Source organism: Actinomadura sp. KC216 (assembly GCF_004348535.1).
Lineage (GTDB): Bacteria > Actinomycetota > Actinomycetes > Streptosporangiales > Streptosporangiaceae > Spirillospora.
Genome location: NZ_SMJX01000213.1, coordinates 1 through 14,626 on the forward strand (window position 1 = coordinate 1; position 14,626 = coordinate 14,626).

Below are 14,626 nucleotides of genomic sequence, written 5' to 3' on the forward strand. Positions count from 1 at the left end.
CCCCAGGTCCTAGCCCTAGCCAAGTCCCGCCGAACCCGCGACCTGACCAAAGAAGAACGCCGCACCCACCAGCTCCCCTGACGACCAGCGACAAAAGGAAAAGGGACGATCCGAAGATCGTCCCTCGAATTCCCACAGGAGAACGTTTCCGGCCTCCGTGCCAGGCTCCAATGGAGAGTCTGGCCAGTGTCGGGGTGGCGGGATTTGAACCCACGACCTCTTCGTCCCGAACGAAGCGCGCTGCCAAGCTGCGCTACACCCCGGTGGTGGCTGCCCGGGAGTCGTACGGTCTCCCGGCGCCTTGTCCACCTTAGCGGATGCCGGAGGGTGGTGCGTCCCCTATTTACGGGCGGTGAAGCCGGTCACGGCGCCGTTGGGGGTCAGGTGGATGTCGGAGAGACCGGCCTGCGTCAGCCAGGTGTGGAGATCGGCGAGGGTGCCCGAAGGGCCGAAGATGCCCTGGCGGTGCATGAAGGTGTAGAGGGCCTCGGTGCGACGGGTTGTCTTCCGGACCAGGGTCGTGCCGCGGAGGGTGCCGCCTGGGCGGAGGACGCGGGCTAGTTCCTGGACGGCGGCGGCTGGGTCGGGGAGGCAGTGGAGGCCGTTGTACGTCACGCAGGCGTCGAAGGTGGAGTCTCGGAAGGGGAGGGCGTAGATGTCCGCCTGGAGGAGGGTCTTCGTCTTGCGGCGGGCGCGGGTGAGCATCGTCCAGGAGAGGTCGACGCCTACGTGGCGGGGGTTGTCGCGGACGGCTATGCCGCCGCCGCACGGGACGTCGAGGGTCAAGGCGGACGGGTCCTGGGCGGCGATCGCCTGGTGGAGGTGGCGGATGTCGTAGTTCCACAGGAGGCGGGCCACGACGCGGGAGATGAGGGGGTTGTGGACGCCGTAGTCGTAGGCGGCGACGGAGAGGTGGTCGGTCTTCCAGCGGGTCACGCGCGGGGGATGAGCGTGAGGAGCGACGCTTCGGGCGGGCAGCAGAAGCGCATGGGGGCCTTGGGGGACGTGCCGAGGCCAGCCGAGACGTGGAGCCAGGAGCCGCGGTGGCGGTGCAGGCCCTTGACGCGGGGGCGGTCGATGCCGCAGTTCGTGGCGAGGGCGCCGTAGAAGGGGACGCAGACCTGGCCGCCGTGGGTGTGGCCGGCGAGGAGGAGGTCGTAGCCGTCGGCGGTGAAGCGGTCGAGGTTGCGGGGCTCCGGGGAGTGCATGACGCCGAGGTGGACGTCGGCCTGCGGGTCGACAGGGCCGGCGATCTTGTCGTAGTGGTCGCGGTTGATGTGGGAGTCGTCGATGCCGCCGAACTCGACGTCCAGCTCGCCGACCTTGAGGCGGCCGATGCGGTTGTTGAGGTCGAGCCAGCCGGCGGCCTGGAGGGACGAGCCGAGCTCGCGGTACGGGAGGTCGGGTTCGCGGCGGTGCCGGTCGTAGTCGGACTTGCTGGTCCGCCAGATGTAGCGGAGGGGGTTCTTGAGGACCGGGGAGAAGAGGTCGTTGGAGCCGTACACGAAGACGCCCGGACGGTCGAGGAGGGGGCCGAGGGCGTCCAGGAAGGGGCCGATCGTGTCGCGGTGGGAGATGGAGTCGCCGGTGTTGACGACCAGGTCGGGCTCCAGGGCGTCCAGCGAACGGACCCAGCGGATCAGGCGGGAGCGGCCGGGCGTGAGATGGGCGTCGGAGATGTGCAGGATCTTCACCGGCGGGCGGCCGGGCGGCAGCACGGGGACGTCGACGCGGCGGAGGCGGAACCAGTTCCGCTCGATCACCGAGGCGTACCCGAAGGTCGCGGCGCCCGCGCCCATGAGTGCCAGGGGCACGGCGTAGAACTTTCGCACGCCTCCCATGCTTCCAGAGAATTGCACCGCGTGGTAATCCCGATGAGGCTTCCGGTGCGCTACGGGCATGATGTGGAACATGACCTTGAAGGAGAAGCTGGAGACCGACCTTTCGGCCGCGATGAAGGCGCGTGACGAGGTACGCACGCGCACCTTGCGGATGGCGCTGACGGCGGTGAAGAACGAGGAGGTCGCCGGCAAGCAGTCGCGGGAGCTGTCCGACGACGACGTCGTCCGGGTGCTCACCCGGGAGGCGAAGAAGCGGCGCGAGGCGGCGACCGCGTTCGGTGACGCCGGGCGCGCGGAGCAGGCGCAGGCGGAGCGGGACGAGGGCGAGGTGCTGGAGGAGTACCTTCCGGCGCAGCTCGGCGACGAGGAGCTGGCGGCGCTGGTCGCGGACGCGATCGCCGCGACCGGGGCGGCGGGGCCGCGCGCGATGGGGCAGGTCATGAAGGTCGTGAGCCCGAAGGTGGCGGGACGCGCCGAGGGTGGGCGCGTCGCCGCCGAGGTCAAGCGCCAGCTCGTCCAGCAGGCCTGACGTCAGTCGCCGCCCCACGGGGGCCAGCCGCCGCCGCCCGGGCCCTCGTTGCCGCGGCCCTTGCCGTTGCTGACGTAGAGGATGACGGTGGTCCCGGGCGGGACCTGGCTGCCGGCGGCCGGTGAGGTGGAGACGACCGTCCCCTTCGGCTGGTTCGACCGGATGGACGCGGGCGCCACGCGGACCTGCAGGTCGGCGCCCCTGAGGGTGGCGGTGGCGGCGGCGACCGTGGCGCCCTTCACCTGCGGGACGCGGGTGCTGTCGCCGAAGTCGCGGGTCGGGGTCCGGAAGCCGGGGGCGGGCTCTCCGGCGAGCGCGCTCCGCATGCTCTGCTGCCAGATGCCGCCGGGGATGCCCGCGCCGTACACGCCGTACACCTTGTACTGCCAGGGGCCCCGGTAGTCCCAGTAGGCGGTGGCGGCGGCGAGGTTCGGGGTGAAGCCGGCGAAGACGGCGCAGGAGTGGCTTTCACAGGTTCCGGTCTTGCCAGCGGCGGGACGGCCGATGCCGCGTCCGACCGCCGTCCCCTTCGTGAGGACGCCCTGGAGGATCGAGTTGACCTTGTCGGCGACGTCCTGGTCGAGGACTTGGCGGCAGTCCTGCTTGGGCAGCTTGAGCTGCTTGCCCTCCGGGTCGACGACCTCCGTCACCGAGACCGGCGCGCAGTACTTGCCGCGGGCGGCGAACCCGGCGTAGGCGGCGGCGAGGTGCACCATGTCGACGTCGTTGACGCCGAGGACCTGCGACGCGATCGGCAGCAGCGGGTTCCCGTTGCCCTGCTTCATGCCGAACTTCTCGGCCATCTTGACCGCGTTGCAGACGCCGACGCGCTTCTCCAGATGCGCGTAGAAGGTGTTGACCGAGTGCCAGGTGCCGGTCTTGAGGTTGAAGTTGCCCGATTCGCTGTCGCCGGCGTTGGACACCGTCCAGGTGCCGCCGCCGATCATCGCGTCCTTGACCCTCTTGCCCTGGTACAACCCGGTGTACTTGCAGGGCTGGAAGCCGCCGATGGTCGTCGTCTCGGGCGAGCCGATCGACGTGCTGACCGGGATGCCCTGGTCGATCGCGGCGGCCAGCGTGAAGATCTTGAACGTCGAGCCCGCGGAGACGCCGTTGCCGCCGCCGTGCGCCGAGTCGGCGGGCAGGTTGATGGTCGTCTTGCCCTTGCCGGGGCCGAACCGCTTGCTCAGCCCGATAGCCCTGACCTTGCCGGTGCCGGGCTCCACCATCGCCTCGGCGGCGACGCGGTTGCCGCCTGGCGGGACGGTCGAGCGCAGCGCCCTGTCGACGGCGCGCTGGTCCTGCATGTCGAGGGTGGTGCGGATCGTGTATCCGCCCCGGTTGAGCTTGTTGACGACGTTCTGCTGCTCCTTCGGTTCGAGCTTCCAGTACTTGCCGTCCGACAGGATGTTCAGCAGGTCGTACTTCACGTACTCGCAGAAGTACGGCACCGAGCTGCTCTCGCAGCCGCCGACCGGGTCGGTGCGGTTCAGCTCGATGGGCTTCTTGGCCTCCTCGTCGGCCTGGGCCTTGCTGATGTGCCCGAGCTGCGCCATCCGGTAGAGGACGACGTCGCGCCGCTTACGCGCGTCGGTCGGATTGCGGATGGGGTCGTAGGCCGTCGGGTTCTGCGTGATGCCGGAGAGCAGCGCGGCCTGGCCGAGGGTCAGTTCGGACGCCGGAACGCTGAAGTACCGCTTGGCCGCGGCCTGGACGCCGTAGGCGCCCGCGCCGAAGTAGGAGATGTTGAGGTAGCCCTCAAGGATCTGGTCCTTGGACATGCGCTTCTCGATGTCGAGCGCATAGCGGAGTTCGCGGAGCTTGCGCCCGACCGTGGGCGCGGTGGCCTCGCGGTACTCCTCCGGCGTTTTGGCGGCGTCGACCAGGAGGTTCTTGACGTACTGCTGGGTGAGGGTCGACCCGCCCTGCGTCTGCTCGGACTCCACGTTGGACGCCAGTGCGCGAATGGTGCCCTTCAGGTCGAGGGCGCCGTGCTCGTAGAACCGCGAGTCCTCGATGGCGATGATCGATTGGCGCATGATCGGCGCGATCTGGTCGAGCCGGACGGATTCGCGGTACTTGTCGAAGAACGTCGCGATCTGCTTGCCGTCCGAGTCGTACACCACCGTCTTCTCCGACGGTGGTGTCGTCTTCAGTTGGCTGTCCATGTCCTCGAAGTTGTTCGCGGCGTCCCGGGCGGTCAGCCCCGCGCTGCCGACGGCGGGCAGCGCGATGAACGCGACGAGGACGCCCGCGACCACTCCGGCGCCGAGAAGCCGGAGCAGCGTCGAGGCCGCCTTCATCCGATCCGTGTTCATCCGATCCGTGTTCGCAACGCGCACGGGCTCTAGGGTACGCGGGATGACCAGTGCATTCGGGACAGGGCTCCCGTAGCCGAACCTTCCGGGCCGTCACCGTCGAGGCGTTCGTCCGTTATGCCCTCAAGATGACAACCGGCGCCGTGTCTGGCGCGTCAACTACAGGTAACTAGTCCGTTCCGGTGATATGGCCCTGGTGGGCTATATCGAGAATGGGCCCATCGGGGGCTGTTGAAACGTCCCTCGCTTCCGTAAGTTCTTCCCCACGGCTTTCGTTTGGCGGCCTGACGTCCGCGCCCGTCCGGCCAAGGAGCGCAAATCGACACACAGACCCTAGGGGAGTGGGGCCAAGATGTGGATCACGGATTGGACCGCCCGCGCCGCCTGCCGTAACGCGGATCCGGACGCCCTGTTCGTGCAGGGAGCGGCGCAGAACCGGGCCAAGATGATCTGCCGCGGTTGTCCGGTGCGCACGGAGTGTCTCGCTGATGCCCTCGACAACCGGATCGAGTTCGGTGTCTGGGGCGGGATGACGGAGCGGGAACGCCGTGCACTGCTGCGCCGGCGGCCGGACGTGCGATCGTGGCGCGACCTGCTGGAGACCGCGAAGGAGGAGTACGAGCGGTCGGTCGACATTGACGAGCAGGAGCTCGTCGCCAGCTGACCCGATCCGCCGGAAGGCGGTCGTCCGGCTGTCACGGGCTGGGAGTGGCCCGTACGGTTCAACAACAAGCACGGCCGAATAAGCGTTGTGGCAGGCCCGTACCTCGATGGGGTGCGGGCCTGCCAGCGCGCTCCTGATCCTCCAGGGAGGTCCCGGGATGCGGCCGCGCATCGTGGAGGTGGACGTCCTCCGCGGGTTCGCTCTCTTTGGCATCTCGATCGTGAACACCGTGGGGATCAGCGGGCACGCCGGGCTCGGGACGCCCGCGGCCGCGACGAGTGACGGTGCGGCCTACTGGGCTTACGAGACGCTCCTTCATCAGAGGTTCTTTCCGATCTTCTCGTTCCTGTTCGGGATCAGCTTCGGGCTGTTCCTGGACGCCGCCCGCGAGGCGGAGCGCGATCCTCGGCTGGTGATGCTGGCTCGGCTCGGCTTTCTGGTGCCCATCGGCGCACTGCATCGGCTGCTCCAGCCGGACGAGGTGCTGCTGAGTTACGCGGTCGTCGGCGTCGTCGTGCTGCTGCCCGCGTCGTTTCTTGCGGCACGGTACGTCCTGGTGCTCGGGGCTGCGGGCGTTCTGGCCGCGGTGCTGGTCAGCGGGGGTGGCAGCGTGCTGATCCCAGGGCTGTTCCTGCTGGGATACGCGGCGCAGCGGTACGGAGTAGAGAAGCTTCTGGATGTGCTGTCCGGGGTGCGCTTGGGCGTTGCGCTGGCGATCGGCTTTCTGTGTGCTGTTGTCCTGAATTTTTGGCAGGTGAGTGACGGCGCGAGTGGTGGGGCGCGCGTTGCGGCGGTCGCGGGCTTGGCGACGGCCGCCGCATATGTGATGGCGATTCTGCTGCTGTCGCGCTCGCGTGTTCGGGGCGCGTTGGGGGCGCTGGCGCCGCTCGGGAGGATGGCGCTGAGCGGATATGTCGGCGCCACTTTGATGATCATGGCGGCCGACGACTTCGTTGAGGTGTCCGATCACGGAACGGCCGTCTTGCTGGGTACGTGCGTGTTCCTGGCCGAGTTGGCGTTCAGCTCACTGTGGCTGCGCCATGCCCGGTATGGGCCTCTGGAGTGGGTGTGGCGCAGTCTCACCTGGTGGGAGGTCGTGCCGAACAGGCGTCAGCGCGTCAGCGCTACCGGTTCGTCGACCACAGGGGACGGGCCATCGCCGTCAGGCGGCGGCGGTCGGCGGGGCGGAGGTGGGGGCGGCTAGGTCCTCGCCCACCTGGCGCAGGCCCTCCAGGTCGTGGACGTCCTCTGCCTGTGCGGGAACCGCCGTCACCGGGACGGTCGGATGCGTGGACGCGAAGTGGTCCCGCAGCCGCTCCTCGCGGGCGGCCAGTTGCATGCGGCCGGTGTGGAGGCGGAGCAGCGCGGCGGTCAGCGTGTGCTCGCCGCGTTCCTCCAGCGTCTCGGCGGCGGCCTGGCTGCGGGCGGCGGAGAGCGTGTCGGCCCCGGACTCGTGGACGCGGTTGACCACCAGCCCCGCCAGCGGCATGCGCTCCTCCGCCAGGCGCTCGACGAAGTAGGACGCCTCGCGGAGCGCGTCCGGCTCGGGGGCCGCGACGACGAGGAACGCGGTGCCGGGTGTCTGGAGGAGCCTGAAGGTCTTCTCGGCCCGCTCCCGGAAGCCGCCGAACATCGTGTCGAACGCGGCGACGAACGTCTGCACGTCGCGCAGGAGCTGCACGCCGATGACCTTGTTGATGACGCCGGTGAACACGCCGAACCCGGCGCTGATCACCTTGACGCCGAACCGGCCGCCGGTCTTGGCCGGGGCGGCGAGGATCTTCATGAAGCGGCCGTCGAGGAAGCGGCCCATCCGCTCGGGCGCGTCCAGGAAGTCGAGCGCGTTCCGCGACGGCGGGGTGTCCACGACGATCAGGTCCCAGGCGCCGGAGCGGTGCAGCTGGCCGAGCTTCTCCATCGCCATGTACTCCTGCGTGCCCGACAGGCTGGACGACAGCGACTGGTAGAAGGGGTTGGCGAGGATCTGCTTGGCCCGGTCCGGGTCGGCGTGCGCCTCGACGATCTCGTCGAAGGTGCGCTTCATGTCGAGCATCATGGCGTGCAGTTCGCCGTCGCCCTCGATCTCGATCTTGCGCGGGTTGTTGTCCAGCTCGGACAGGCCCATCGACTGGGCGAGGCGGCGGGCCGGGTCCACGGTGAGGACGACCACGTCCCGGCCGCGCTCCGCGGCCCGGACACCGAGGGCCGCGGCCGTCGTCGTCTTGCCGACACCGCCCGAGCCGCAGCACACGATGATCTTCGTGCGGGGGTCGTCGAGGAGCGCGTCGACGTCGAGCGCGGGCGGGGCCTTGCTGGTGCTCGGGCTCATCGGTTCGCCTCTCCCGTCCTGGACCCGTTCCGGCGGCGTCCGCACTCGGGGGTATTGCGGTGTGTCATGCGGCGCCCTGGGTGCGGAGGGCGGCGGCGAGGTCGTAGAGGCCGGCGAGGTCCATGCCGTCCGACAGGAGGGGGAGCGTGTAGCGGGGGCGGTTGATCGACTCCAGGCGCTCCTTCTCGCGGCGCTGGAGCGCGGTGCGGCGGGCGTGGTCGGCGGCCTCGGCGGCGAGTTCCGCGGCGATGGACTCGGCGTCGTGCTCCAGGCCGGCGGCCTTCACGCCGCGGACGATCTCGTCGGTGTCCAGCGCTCCGGCGGCGGCCGCGGCGAGGTCGTCCTCGGTGAGGACGGGCTGGTGCTCCATGTTGACCACGACGCCGCCGATGGGCAGGCCGACGTCGGTGAGGTCGCGGATCCCGTCCATGGTCTCCTGGACGGGCATCTCCTCAAGGAGGGTCACGAAGTGCACGGCCGTCTCGGGGCTGCGCAGGACCTTCATGACGGTGTCGGCGTGGTTGCGCACTGGGCCGACCTTGGCGAGCCCTGAGACCTCTTCGTTGACGTTCAGGAACTTCGTGATGCGGCCCGTGGGCGGGGCGTCCATGACGACGGCGTCGTAGATGAACGAGCCGTCCTTCTTCTTGCGGCGCACCGATTCGCTGGTCTTGCCGGTGAGGATCACGTCGCGCAGGCCGGGCGCGATGGTCGTGACGAAGTCGACGATGCCGAGCTTGGTCATCGCCTTCCCGGCGCGCTTGAGGTTGTAGAACATTTCGAGGTACTCGATGAGCGCCTCTTCGGTGTCGATGGCGAGCGCGTAGACGTCGCCGCCGTCCGGTGCGACGGCGACGCGCCGCTCCCCGTAGGGCAGCGGCGGGCAGTCGAACAGCTGGGCGATGCCCTGCCGTCCCTCGACCTCGACGAGCAGGACCTTGCGTCCTCCGGCGGCCAGGGCGAGCGCGAGCGCGGCGGCGACCGTCGTCTTCCCGGTCCCGCCCTTGCCGGTGACCACATGGAGGCGTACGCCGTCCCAGTCGGTGTCTCTCGCGCTCACCCGATCGACCATATCGTTCACTCGGCAAACACTTCAGAGCACGCCCGCCCTCAATGCAAGTGATCCCTGACACGGTTCGCCAAGATCGTTCGTGCGGGCACTGTCATTCGGCCTGCCCGCGCGGTTAGCTGGGAAACGTGGACTGCCCTCCAGGTGGTTCCGTCCGAACCCACAAGGTTCGGAATCGCCGGGGCCGGTGGTGCTCCCCGCGGCCCCGTCCACCGCGCGAGAAAGGTGGCCGTGATGGAAGCGGTGGTTCTGGTCATACTGCTCGTCGTGCTGATCGGCGGGCTGCTGGGCCTGGCGTCGTCGATCCGCATCGTCCAGCAGTACGAGCACGGCATCGTGTTCCGGTTCGGGCAGGTGCAGCGGGGCGGGCAGCTGCGTCCCGGCGCGGTCCGGTCGCCCGGCATCACGGCGATCGTGCCGATCGTCGAACGGATGCAGAAGGTCAGCCGGCAGACGGTCACGATGGGCGTTCCCGGGCAGGACGGCATCACCCAGGACAACGTGAGCGTCCGCGTCGACGCCGTCGTGTACTTCCGGGTGATCGACCCGGTGAAGGCGATCGTGAACGTCCAGAACTACGGCTACGCGGTGTCCCAGGTGGCGCAGACGTCGCTGCGGTCGGTCATCGGCCAGGCCGACATGCAGGAACTGCTCGGTGAGCGCGCGAAGATCAACACTCGGCTCCGGGCGATCATCGACGAGATCACCGAGGGGCCGTGGGGCATCCGGATCGAGATGGTCGAGATCAAGGACGTCTCGCTGCCGGAGGGCATGAAGCGGTCGATGGCCCGGCAGGCCGAGGCGGAGCGCGAGCGCCGCGCCCGGATCATCACGGCGGACGGCGAGTTCCAGGCGTCCAAGCGGCTCGCCGCGGCCGCGGAGATCATGTCGCAGGACCCGGCGGCCCTCCAGCTCCGGCTGCTGCAGACCGTCGTGGAGGTCTCCGCCGAGAAGAACAGCACGCTGGTCATGCCGCTGCCGGTCGAGATCCTGCGGTTCTTCGAGCGCGCCGCGGGCGGTCCGGGGCGCTCCGGCGAGGGTGAGGGCGAGGAAGGCGAGAAGGCCAGGCTCGACCTCGGGGAACGGCTCGCCAAGGCCGAGCAGGAGCTGGCGAGGGCGGCGGAGACGTCGTCCGTGCTGGAGTCCGCGGAGGACGTCCCGCCGGTCATCGGCCTGGACGAGCCCAAGCAGCGTGACGAACCGCAGGCCGTCGAATCGCCGTCCGACGAGCAGCAGGGCCTCACCGGCGGCGATCGCCGGCCTGGCGCCGACCCGCAGGCGGGCGGCGGCGCTTAGGCCGGACGGCGCTCCGCGTCCTAGACGGCGTGGTCGGGGGCCGCCGGGTGTGGCTTTGCTGGGGGTTTGGTGGGCATGGTCAGGTGGCGGACGCCGGGCACGGCGGCCGTCGCGAGGCATGAGGTCCCGACGAGGAAGGCCGCGACCAGCAGCGGTGTGGACGTCCCCCAGGCGGACGCGGCCCACGGGGCGAATGCGTAGCCGAGCGGTGCGGCGCCCAGGGAGAGCAGCCAGTCGTACGAGGTCACCCGGGCGAGCGCGTGCTGCGGCACGGTCATCTGGACGACCGTCTCCCACGTCGGGTTGAGGACGCCCAGCCCGGCTCCCGCCAGCCCGTACGCGGCGATGGTCAGCGGCGCGGGCGCGGCGACGGCGAACAGGACGAGGGGCAGCGCGAAGACCGCGAGGCCGAGGTTCGCGACGAGGACGGGCCGGCGGGGCCGGACGCGCGCGGCCAGCAGGGCCCCGGCGACCAGGCCCACGGCGCCGACCTGGACGGTCGCGATCCACGCTCCCTCGCCGCCGAGCCGGTCGATCGCGATGGCGGGCCCGAGGGTGAGCAGGACGGCGGACGCGCCGTTCCACATGGCGTGCGCGATCAGGCTCGTCCAGTACCAGTCGCGCGAGCGGACCTCCGACCAGCCCTCCGTCAGGTCGCCGATGAGCCGCCGGAACGCCCCCCGGCCGGTGCCTGTGCCGGGCCGTGCCGGGATCGGGGCGTGCCGGACGCGTGCCATCGCGAGCAGCGCGGCGCTGGCGGCGAACGAGGCGGCGTCGAGCACGAACGTCCAGCCGGGCCCGACGGTCAGCACGAACGTCCCGGCGAGGGCCGGTCCGGCGAGCCGGGTGGCGCCGTTGGACGCGCCCAGCAGGGCGTTGGCCTTCTGGAGGCCGGACGGGTCGACGGTTCCGGCCACGAGCGGCGAGATCGTCGGGGTCTGGAACGCCGAGGCGGTGCCGCCGATCGCCTGGGCGACGGCGAGGTGCCAGAGCTGCGGGTGCCCGCTGAGCAGCTCGATCCCGGCGAAGAGCTGGGCGGCGCAGGCGACGAGGTCGGTGGCGAGGGCGACGCCTCGCGCGTTGAGGCGGTCCGCGACGACGCCGCCGATCGGCAGCAGGAGCAGCCGCGGCACCATCGCGCAGCCGAGCACCAGGGCCAGCGCGGACGTGGAGCCCGTCGTGCGCAGGACGGCGAGCGCGAGCGCGGCGGGTACGGCGGCGTCGCCGGTCAGGGACAGGACCCGCGCGCCGAACAGCAGCCGGAAGTCCCGGCCGCGGAGCGGATGGGCCGGAGGAAGGCGGGGGGCGGGCGCTGGAGGACGGTGGGCCATGGTGCGCAATCTAATTCGGTGGCGAATTGTTCGTCAACGAATTATTCGGTGGCGAAGCGTGTGTGGTGCGTCGATACGATCGAGGCCATGGGCGACAGGGTGCGGAGCAGGACGGACGACGCGGCGCGGGACCGCCCGGACGACGCGGCGCGGGACCGGACGGACGACGCGGCGCGGGACCGGACGGACGATCATGTGGCGCGGTGGACGCCGATCCTGCCCGACCTCGATCCGGACATCGAGGGCGCCGTCACCCGGATGGTGTATTTCGTGGAGCACCTCAAGCACGTCCGCGACCGCTCCCTCGTGGCCTCCGATCTGCAGCGGCACGAGTACGACACGCTGCACGCCCTCGCCGGGCGGCACGGCTCCGCCGCGCCCTCGCAGCTCGCCGCCGACCTCGGCATGGCGCCGAATTCGATCACCGGACGGCTGGACGCGCTGGAACGCCGCGGGTTCGTGCGCCGGACGCCGTCCGCCACCGACCGCCGCCGGGTCGTCGTCGAGCTCACCGACGAGGGGCGCGCCGCCTGGCTGAGCGCGATGGGCGGCGTCGGCCATGAGGAGTACCGGCTGCTCGGCGCCCTGAGCGAGGACGAGCGCCGCACCCTCTCCGACCTCCTCCGCCGCGTCATGCTCCGCGCCGAACAGCCCTGACCGCACGCAGCGAGCGGTTCCGGTTCCCGTTGGGATGGTGTGCTGAACGGGCGGGTTCGGAGGGGCTTCGGTTAGGCCGATCGCTAGTGTGAGGCGCATGAAGAAGTGGGAGTACGCGACCGTTCCGTTGCTGGTGCACGCGACCAAGCAGATTCTGGACAACTGGGGACAGGACGGGTGGGAGCTCGTCACCGTCCTGCCGGGGCCGAACCCGGAGAACCTCGTGGCCTACTTCAAGCGCGAAGTGCAGTCCTAGGGGGAGTGTCATGAGCACGCCTGAAGAACGGATCCGCGAGCTGGGGATGGAGCTGCCGGACGTCGTCCTGCCGGTCGCGTCGTACGTGCCCACGGCCCGGACGGGGTCGCTCGTCTACACCGCCGGGCAGATTCCGCTGGTCAAGGGCGAGCTGGGCCTTGTCGGGAAGGTCGGCGCCGAGGTCAGCCCGGAGGAGGGCGCCCGGCAGGCCCGGATCTGCGCGCTGAACGCGATCGCCGCGCTCAAGGCCGAGGTCGGCGAGCTGTCCCGGATCGCGCGGATCGTCAAGGTCGTCGGCTTCGTCGCCAGCGCTCCCGACTTCGACGGGCAGCCGCAGGTGATCAACGGGGCCAGCGATCTGCTGGTCGAGGTGTTCGGCGACGCGGGCAAGCACGCCCGCAGCGCCGTGGGCGTCGCCGCCCTGCCGCGCAACGTCCCGGTGGAGGTCGAACTGATCGCCGAGGTCGCCTAGGACTGGACACCCGGCTGGGGCGTCCAGGGGCGTCCGGAGTTGACGGAATGACGTTCGGTATGTCCGAATTGGCCGCCATGAGGGACACGAGTTCGGTCTGTCGATGGTGAACGCGCTCAAGCTGCCGGAGTCGTTCCGCGACCGGGTCGAGGACATCCGGGCCGGGCGGGCCGAGCCCGTCCCGGCGCGGGACTCCGCCACGGTCGTCGTGCTCCGCGATCACGAGAGGCAGGGGCTGCAGGCGTTCCTGCTCCGCCGCGTCCGGTCCATGGCGTTCGCGCCCGGCGCGTACGTGTTCCCGGGCGGCGGGGTCGACCCGCGGGACGGGGACGCCGACATCGCCTGGGCGGGCCCGCCGCCCGCGGAATGGGGACGGGCGTTCAACGCCGGCGAGACGCTGGCCCGCGAGCTGGTGTGCGCCGCCGTCCGGGAGACGTTCGAGGAGACCCTCGTGCTGCTCGCGGGCCCGACGGCGGGCACGGTCGTGGACGACACGCGCGGCGGCGACTGGGAGGCCGACCGGCAGGCGCTGCTGGACCGGACGCAGTCGTTCGGCGCGTTCCTCGACCGGCGCGGCCTAGTCCTGCGGACGGACCTGCTCCGCCCCTGGGCGCACTGGATCACCCCGAAGATCGAGCCGATGCGCTACGACACCCGCTTCTTCGTCGCGGCGATGCCGGAGGGGCAGCGGGCCCGGGACGTCAGCACTGAGGCGGACCAGGTGTTCTGGGTACGCCCGGAGGAGGCCGCCGAGCGCGGGAGCACGGGCGAGTGGACCATGCTCCCGCCGACGATCGCGACGCTCACCGAGCTCGCCGAGTTCGAGACGGTCGCGGACGTGCTGGCCGCGCCCCGCGAGATCGTCGCCTACGAGCCCACCGCGGAGATCATCGACGGTGAGGCGTACCTCGTCCTGCCCGATTCCGTCGCCTGGCATTACCGGTGACGTCCGCGCGTGGGAGGCGGCGGGACGTGGTCTCCAAGGCCCTCATGTACCGGCTGGCGGGCACGTCGGCGCTGCGGCACCTCGACCGGCTCGGCTGGAACCCGGTCCGTCACCCGGATCGCGCCTCGGGGAAGATGGGGGACATGTCCGAGATCGATGGGATGGGTACCGAGCGGGCGACCTGCGTGCTCGCTCCGAACCCGTCCGCCATGACCCTGGACGGCACCAACACCTGGATCATCGCGGAGCCCGGGTCCGGGGAGGCCGTCGTCGTCGACCCGGGCCCCAAGGACGGCAAGCACCTGCGGCGCGTCCTGGACACGGTCGAGGCGCAGGGGCGCCGCGTCGGTCTCGTCCTGCTCACGCACGGCCACCCCGACCACTCCGCCGGCGCCGGGAAGTTCGCGCGGATGGCCGGGGGGCAGGTCAAGGTGCGGGCGCTCGACCCGCGGCACCGGCTCGGCGACGAGGGGCTCGGCGAGGGCGACGTGATCACCACGGGCGGCCTGGAGCTGCGGATCATGGAGACGCCGGGCCACAGCGACGACTCGCTCACCTTCTGGCTTCCGGCGGACGGCGCCGTCCTCACCGGCGACACCGTCCTCGGGTACGGGACGACCGTCCTGGAGGGGAGCCTCGGCGACTATCTCGGCTCGCTCGACCGGCTCCGCGCGTTCTCCGCCGAGGTCGAGGCCGCGACGATCCTCCCGGGTCACGGGCCGAAGCTGGACGATCCGATCGCCGTCCTCGACCACTACATCGACCACCGGCGGGAGCGCCTCGCGCAGGTGGAGGCCGCCGTCGCGGCGGGTGCGCGCACGGCGCGCGAGGTCGTCGAGCGAGTCTACGCGGACGTCGACAGGTCCCTCTGGCCGGCGGCCGAATCGTCCGTCCAGTCTCAGCTCGACTACCTGAACG

15 protein-coding genes and 1 tRNA gene are annotated in these 14,626 nt (G+C 70.6%); 9 read left to right on the forward strand and 7 right to left on the reverse strand.

The annotated features are described in order from the left end of the window. Positions 1 to 189: 189 nt before the first annotated feature. The 3 genes from E1264_RS29250 to E1264_RS29260 all read right to left on the reverse strand — a co-directional run bounded on the left by E1264_RS29250 (position 190) and on the right by E1264_RS29260 (position 1,841). Positions 190 to 263: transfer RNA gene (locus E1264_RS29250), tRNA-Pro, on the reverse strand. A gap of 76 nt (positions 264 to 339) precedes the next feature. After that, complete coding sequence (locus E1264_RS29255; protein WP_165964442.1) at positions 340 to 936, reverse strand: class I SAM-dependent methyltransferase; 597 nt, start codon at positions 934 to 936, stop codon at positions 340 to 342. Further along, positions 933 to 1,841: a metallophosphoesterase gene (locus E1264_RS29260; protein ID WP_132178679.1), complete on the reverse strand. Its 909-nt coding sequence runs from the start codon at positions 1,839 to 1,841 to the stop codon at positions 933 to 935. Before E1264_RS29260 ends, E1264_RS29255 begins: the two co-directional genes overlap by 4 nt. A gap of 70 nt (positions 1,842 to 1,911) precedes the next feature. On the opposite strand from E1264_RS29260, the gene E1264_RS29265 reads away from it, so the two are divergent. Next, positions 1,912 to 2,370, forward strand: a complete 459-nt coding sequence (locus tag E1264_RS29265; RefSeq protein ID WP_207936360.1) for a GatB/YqeY domain-containing protein — start codon at positions 1,912 to 1,914, stop codon at positions 2,368 to 2,370. A gap of 2 nt (positions 2,371 to 2,372) precedes the next feature. Here E1264_RS29265 and E1264_RS29270 read toward each other — a convergent pair whose 3' ends face one another. Further along, a complete protein-coding gene (locus tag E1264_RS29270) occupies positions 2,373 to 4,688 on the reverse strand; it encodes a transglycosylase domain-containing protein (RefSeq protein ID WP_132178681.1) in 2,316 nt (771 codons plus the stop codon). Between the two features lie 352 nt (positions 4,689 to 5,040). On the opposite strand from E1264_RS29270, the gene E1264_RS29275 reads away from it, so the two are divergent. Together E1264_RS29275 and E1264_RS29280 are read left to right on the forward strand one after the other, a co-directional pair. Further along, positions 5,041 to 5,352, forward strand: coding sequence for a WhiB family transcriptional regulator (locus E1264_RS29275; protein WP_131969361.1), 312 nt, complete (start codon positions 5,041 to 5,043; stop codon positions 5,350 to 5,352). Positions 5,353 to 5,509: 157 nt separating this feature from the next. Further along, on the forward strand, positions 5,510 to 6,556 hold the full coding sequence (locus E1264_RS29280) for a DUF418 domain-containing protein (protein WP_243711235.1): 1,047 nt from the start codon (positions 5,510 to 5,512) through the stop codon (positions 6,554 to 6,556). On the opposite strand, the gene E1264_RS29285 is transcribed toward E1264_RS29280, so the two are convergent. Together E1264_RS29285 and E1264_RS29290 are read right to left on the reverse strand one after the other, a co-directional pair. Continuing rightward, on the reverse strand, positions 6,515 to 7,681 hold the full coding sequence (locus E1264_RS29285; protein ID WP_132178682.1) for an ArsA family ATPase: 1,167 nt from the start codon (positions 7,679 to 7,681) through the stop codon (positions 6,515 to 6,517). The two genes, E1264_RS29280 and E1264_RS29285, sit on opposite strands and share 42 nt — an antisense overlap. Before the next feature lie 64 nt (positions 7,682 to 7,745). Beyond that, entirely contained in the window at positions 7,746 to 8,741 is a 996-nt protein-coding gene (locus tag E1264_RS29290; RefSeq protein ID WP_132178683.1) for an ArsA-related P-loop ATPase, read from the reverse strand. Positions 8,742 to 8,984: 243 nt separating this feature from the next. Between E1264_RS29290 and E1264_RS29295 the strand changes: the two genes are divergently transcribed. Then, a complete protein-coding gene (locus E1264_RS29295) occupies positions 8,985 to 10,046 on the forward strand; it encodes a slipin family protein (RefSeq protein ID WP_132178684.1) in 1,062 nt (353 codons plus the stop codon). 20 nt (positions 10,047 to 10,066) lie between these two features. Here E1264_RS29295 and E1264_RS29300 read toward each other — a convergent pair whose 3' ends face one another. Next, positions 10,067 to 11,377, reverse strand: coding sequence for an MFS transporter (locus E1264_RS29300; protein WP_132178685.1), 1,311 nt, complete (start codon positions 11,375 to 11,377; stop codon positions 10,067 to 10,069). 87 nt (positions 11,378 to 11,464) lie between these two features. Between E1264_RS29300 and E1264_RS29305 the strand changes: the two genes are divergently transcribed. The 5 genes from E1264_RS29305 to E1264_RS29325 form a co-directional block, all read left to right on the forward strand. After that, complete coding sequence (locus tag E1264_RS29305) at positions 11,465 to 12,034, forward strand: MarR family transcriptional regulator (RefSeq protein WP_132178686.1); 570 nt, start codon at positions 11,465 to 11,467, stop codon at positions 12,032 to 12,034. Positions 12,035 to 12,131: 97 nt separating this feature from the next. After that, positions 12,132 to 12,290 carry a DUF4177 domain-containing protein gene (locus tag E1264_RS29310; RefSeq protein ID WP_021591512.1) on the forward strand — a complete coding sequence of 53 codons (159 nt, stop codon included), beginning with the start codon at positions 12,132 to 12,134 and terminating at the stop codon, positions 12,288 to 12,290. A gap of 10 nt (positions 12,291 to 12,300) precedes the next feature. Continuing rightward, positions 12,301 to 12,762 (forward strand): RidA family protein, encoded by a 462-nt coding sequence (locus E1264_RS29315; RefSeq protein WP_132178687.1) that lies wholly within the window; start codon positions 12,301 to 12,303, stop codon positions 12,760 to 12,762. 103 nt (positions 12,763 to 12,865) lie between these two features. Continuing rightward, positions 12,866 to 13,708: an NUDIX domain-containing protein gene (locus E1264_RS29320; RefSeq protein WP_165964444.1), complete on the forward strand. Its 843-nt coding sequence runs from the start codon at positions 12,866 to 12,868 to the stop codon at positions 13,706 to 13,708. Between the two features lie 134 nt (positions 13,709 to 13,842). After that, positions 13,843 to 14,626 (forward strand): MBL fold metallo-hydrolase (locus tag E1264_RS29325; protein ID WP_243711236.1); only part of this gene is annotated, 784 nt, incomplete at its 3' end.

Bases quoted from the DNA above. Each gene is read 5' to 3' on its own strand.
- E1264_RS29260 (WP_132178679.1), bottom strand. From the start codon at position 1,841: ATGGGAGGCGTGCGAAAGTTCTACGCCGTGCCCCTGGCACTCATGGGC.
- E1264_RS29265 (WP_207936360.1), top strand. From the start codon at position 1,912: ATGACCTTGAAGGAGAAGCTGGAGACCGACCTTTCGGCCGCGATGAAG.
- E1264_RS29270 (WP_132178681.1), bottom strand. From the start codon at position 4,688: ATGAACACGGATCGGATGAAGGCGGCCTCGACGCTGCTCCGGCTTCTC.
- E1264_RS29275 (WP_131969361.1), top strand. From the start codon at position 5,041: ATGTGGATCACGGATTGGACCGCCCGCGCCGCCTGCCGTAACGCGGAT.
- E1264_RS29280 (WP_243711235.1), top strand. From the start codon at position 5,510: ATGCGGCCGCGCATCGTGGAGGTGGACGTCCTCCGCGGGTTCGCTCTC.
- E1264_RS29285 (WP_132178682.1), bottom strand. From the start codon at position 7,681: ATGAGCCCGAGCACCAGCAAGGCCCCGCCCGCGCTCGACGTCGACGCG.
- E1264_RS29295 (WP_132178684.1), top strand. From the start codon at position 8,985: ATGGAAGCGGTGGTTCTGGTCATACTGCTCGTCGTGCTGATCGGCGGG.
- E1264_RS29300 (WP_132178685.1), bottom strand. From the start codon at position 11,377: ATGGCCCACCGTCCTCCAGCGCCCGCCCCCCGCCTTCCTCCGGCCCAT.
- E1264_RS29305 (WP_132178686.1), top strand. From the start codon at position 11,465: ATGGGCGACAGGGTGCGGAGCAGGACGGACGACGCGGCGCGGGACCGC.
- E1264_RS29310 (WP_021591512.1), top strand. From the start codon at position 12,132: ATGAAGAAGTGGGAGTACGCGACCGTTCCGTTGCTGGTGCACGCGACC.
- E1264_RS29315 (WP_132178687.1), top strand. From the start codon at position 12,301: ATGAGCACGCCTGAAGAACGGATCCGCGAGCTGGGGATGGAGCTGCCG.
- E1264_RS29320 (WP_165964444.1), top strand. From the start codon at position 12,866: ATGGTGAACGCGCTCAAGCTGCCGGAGTCGTTCCGCGACCGGGTCGAG.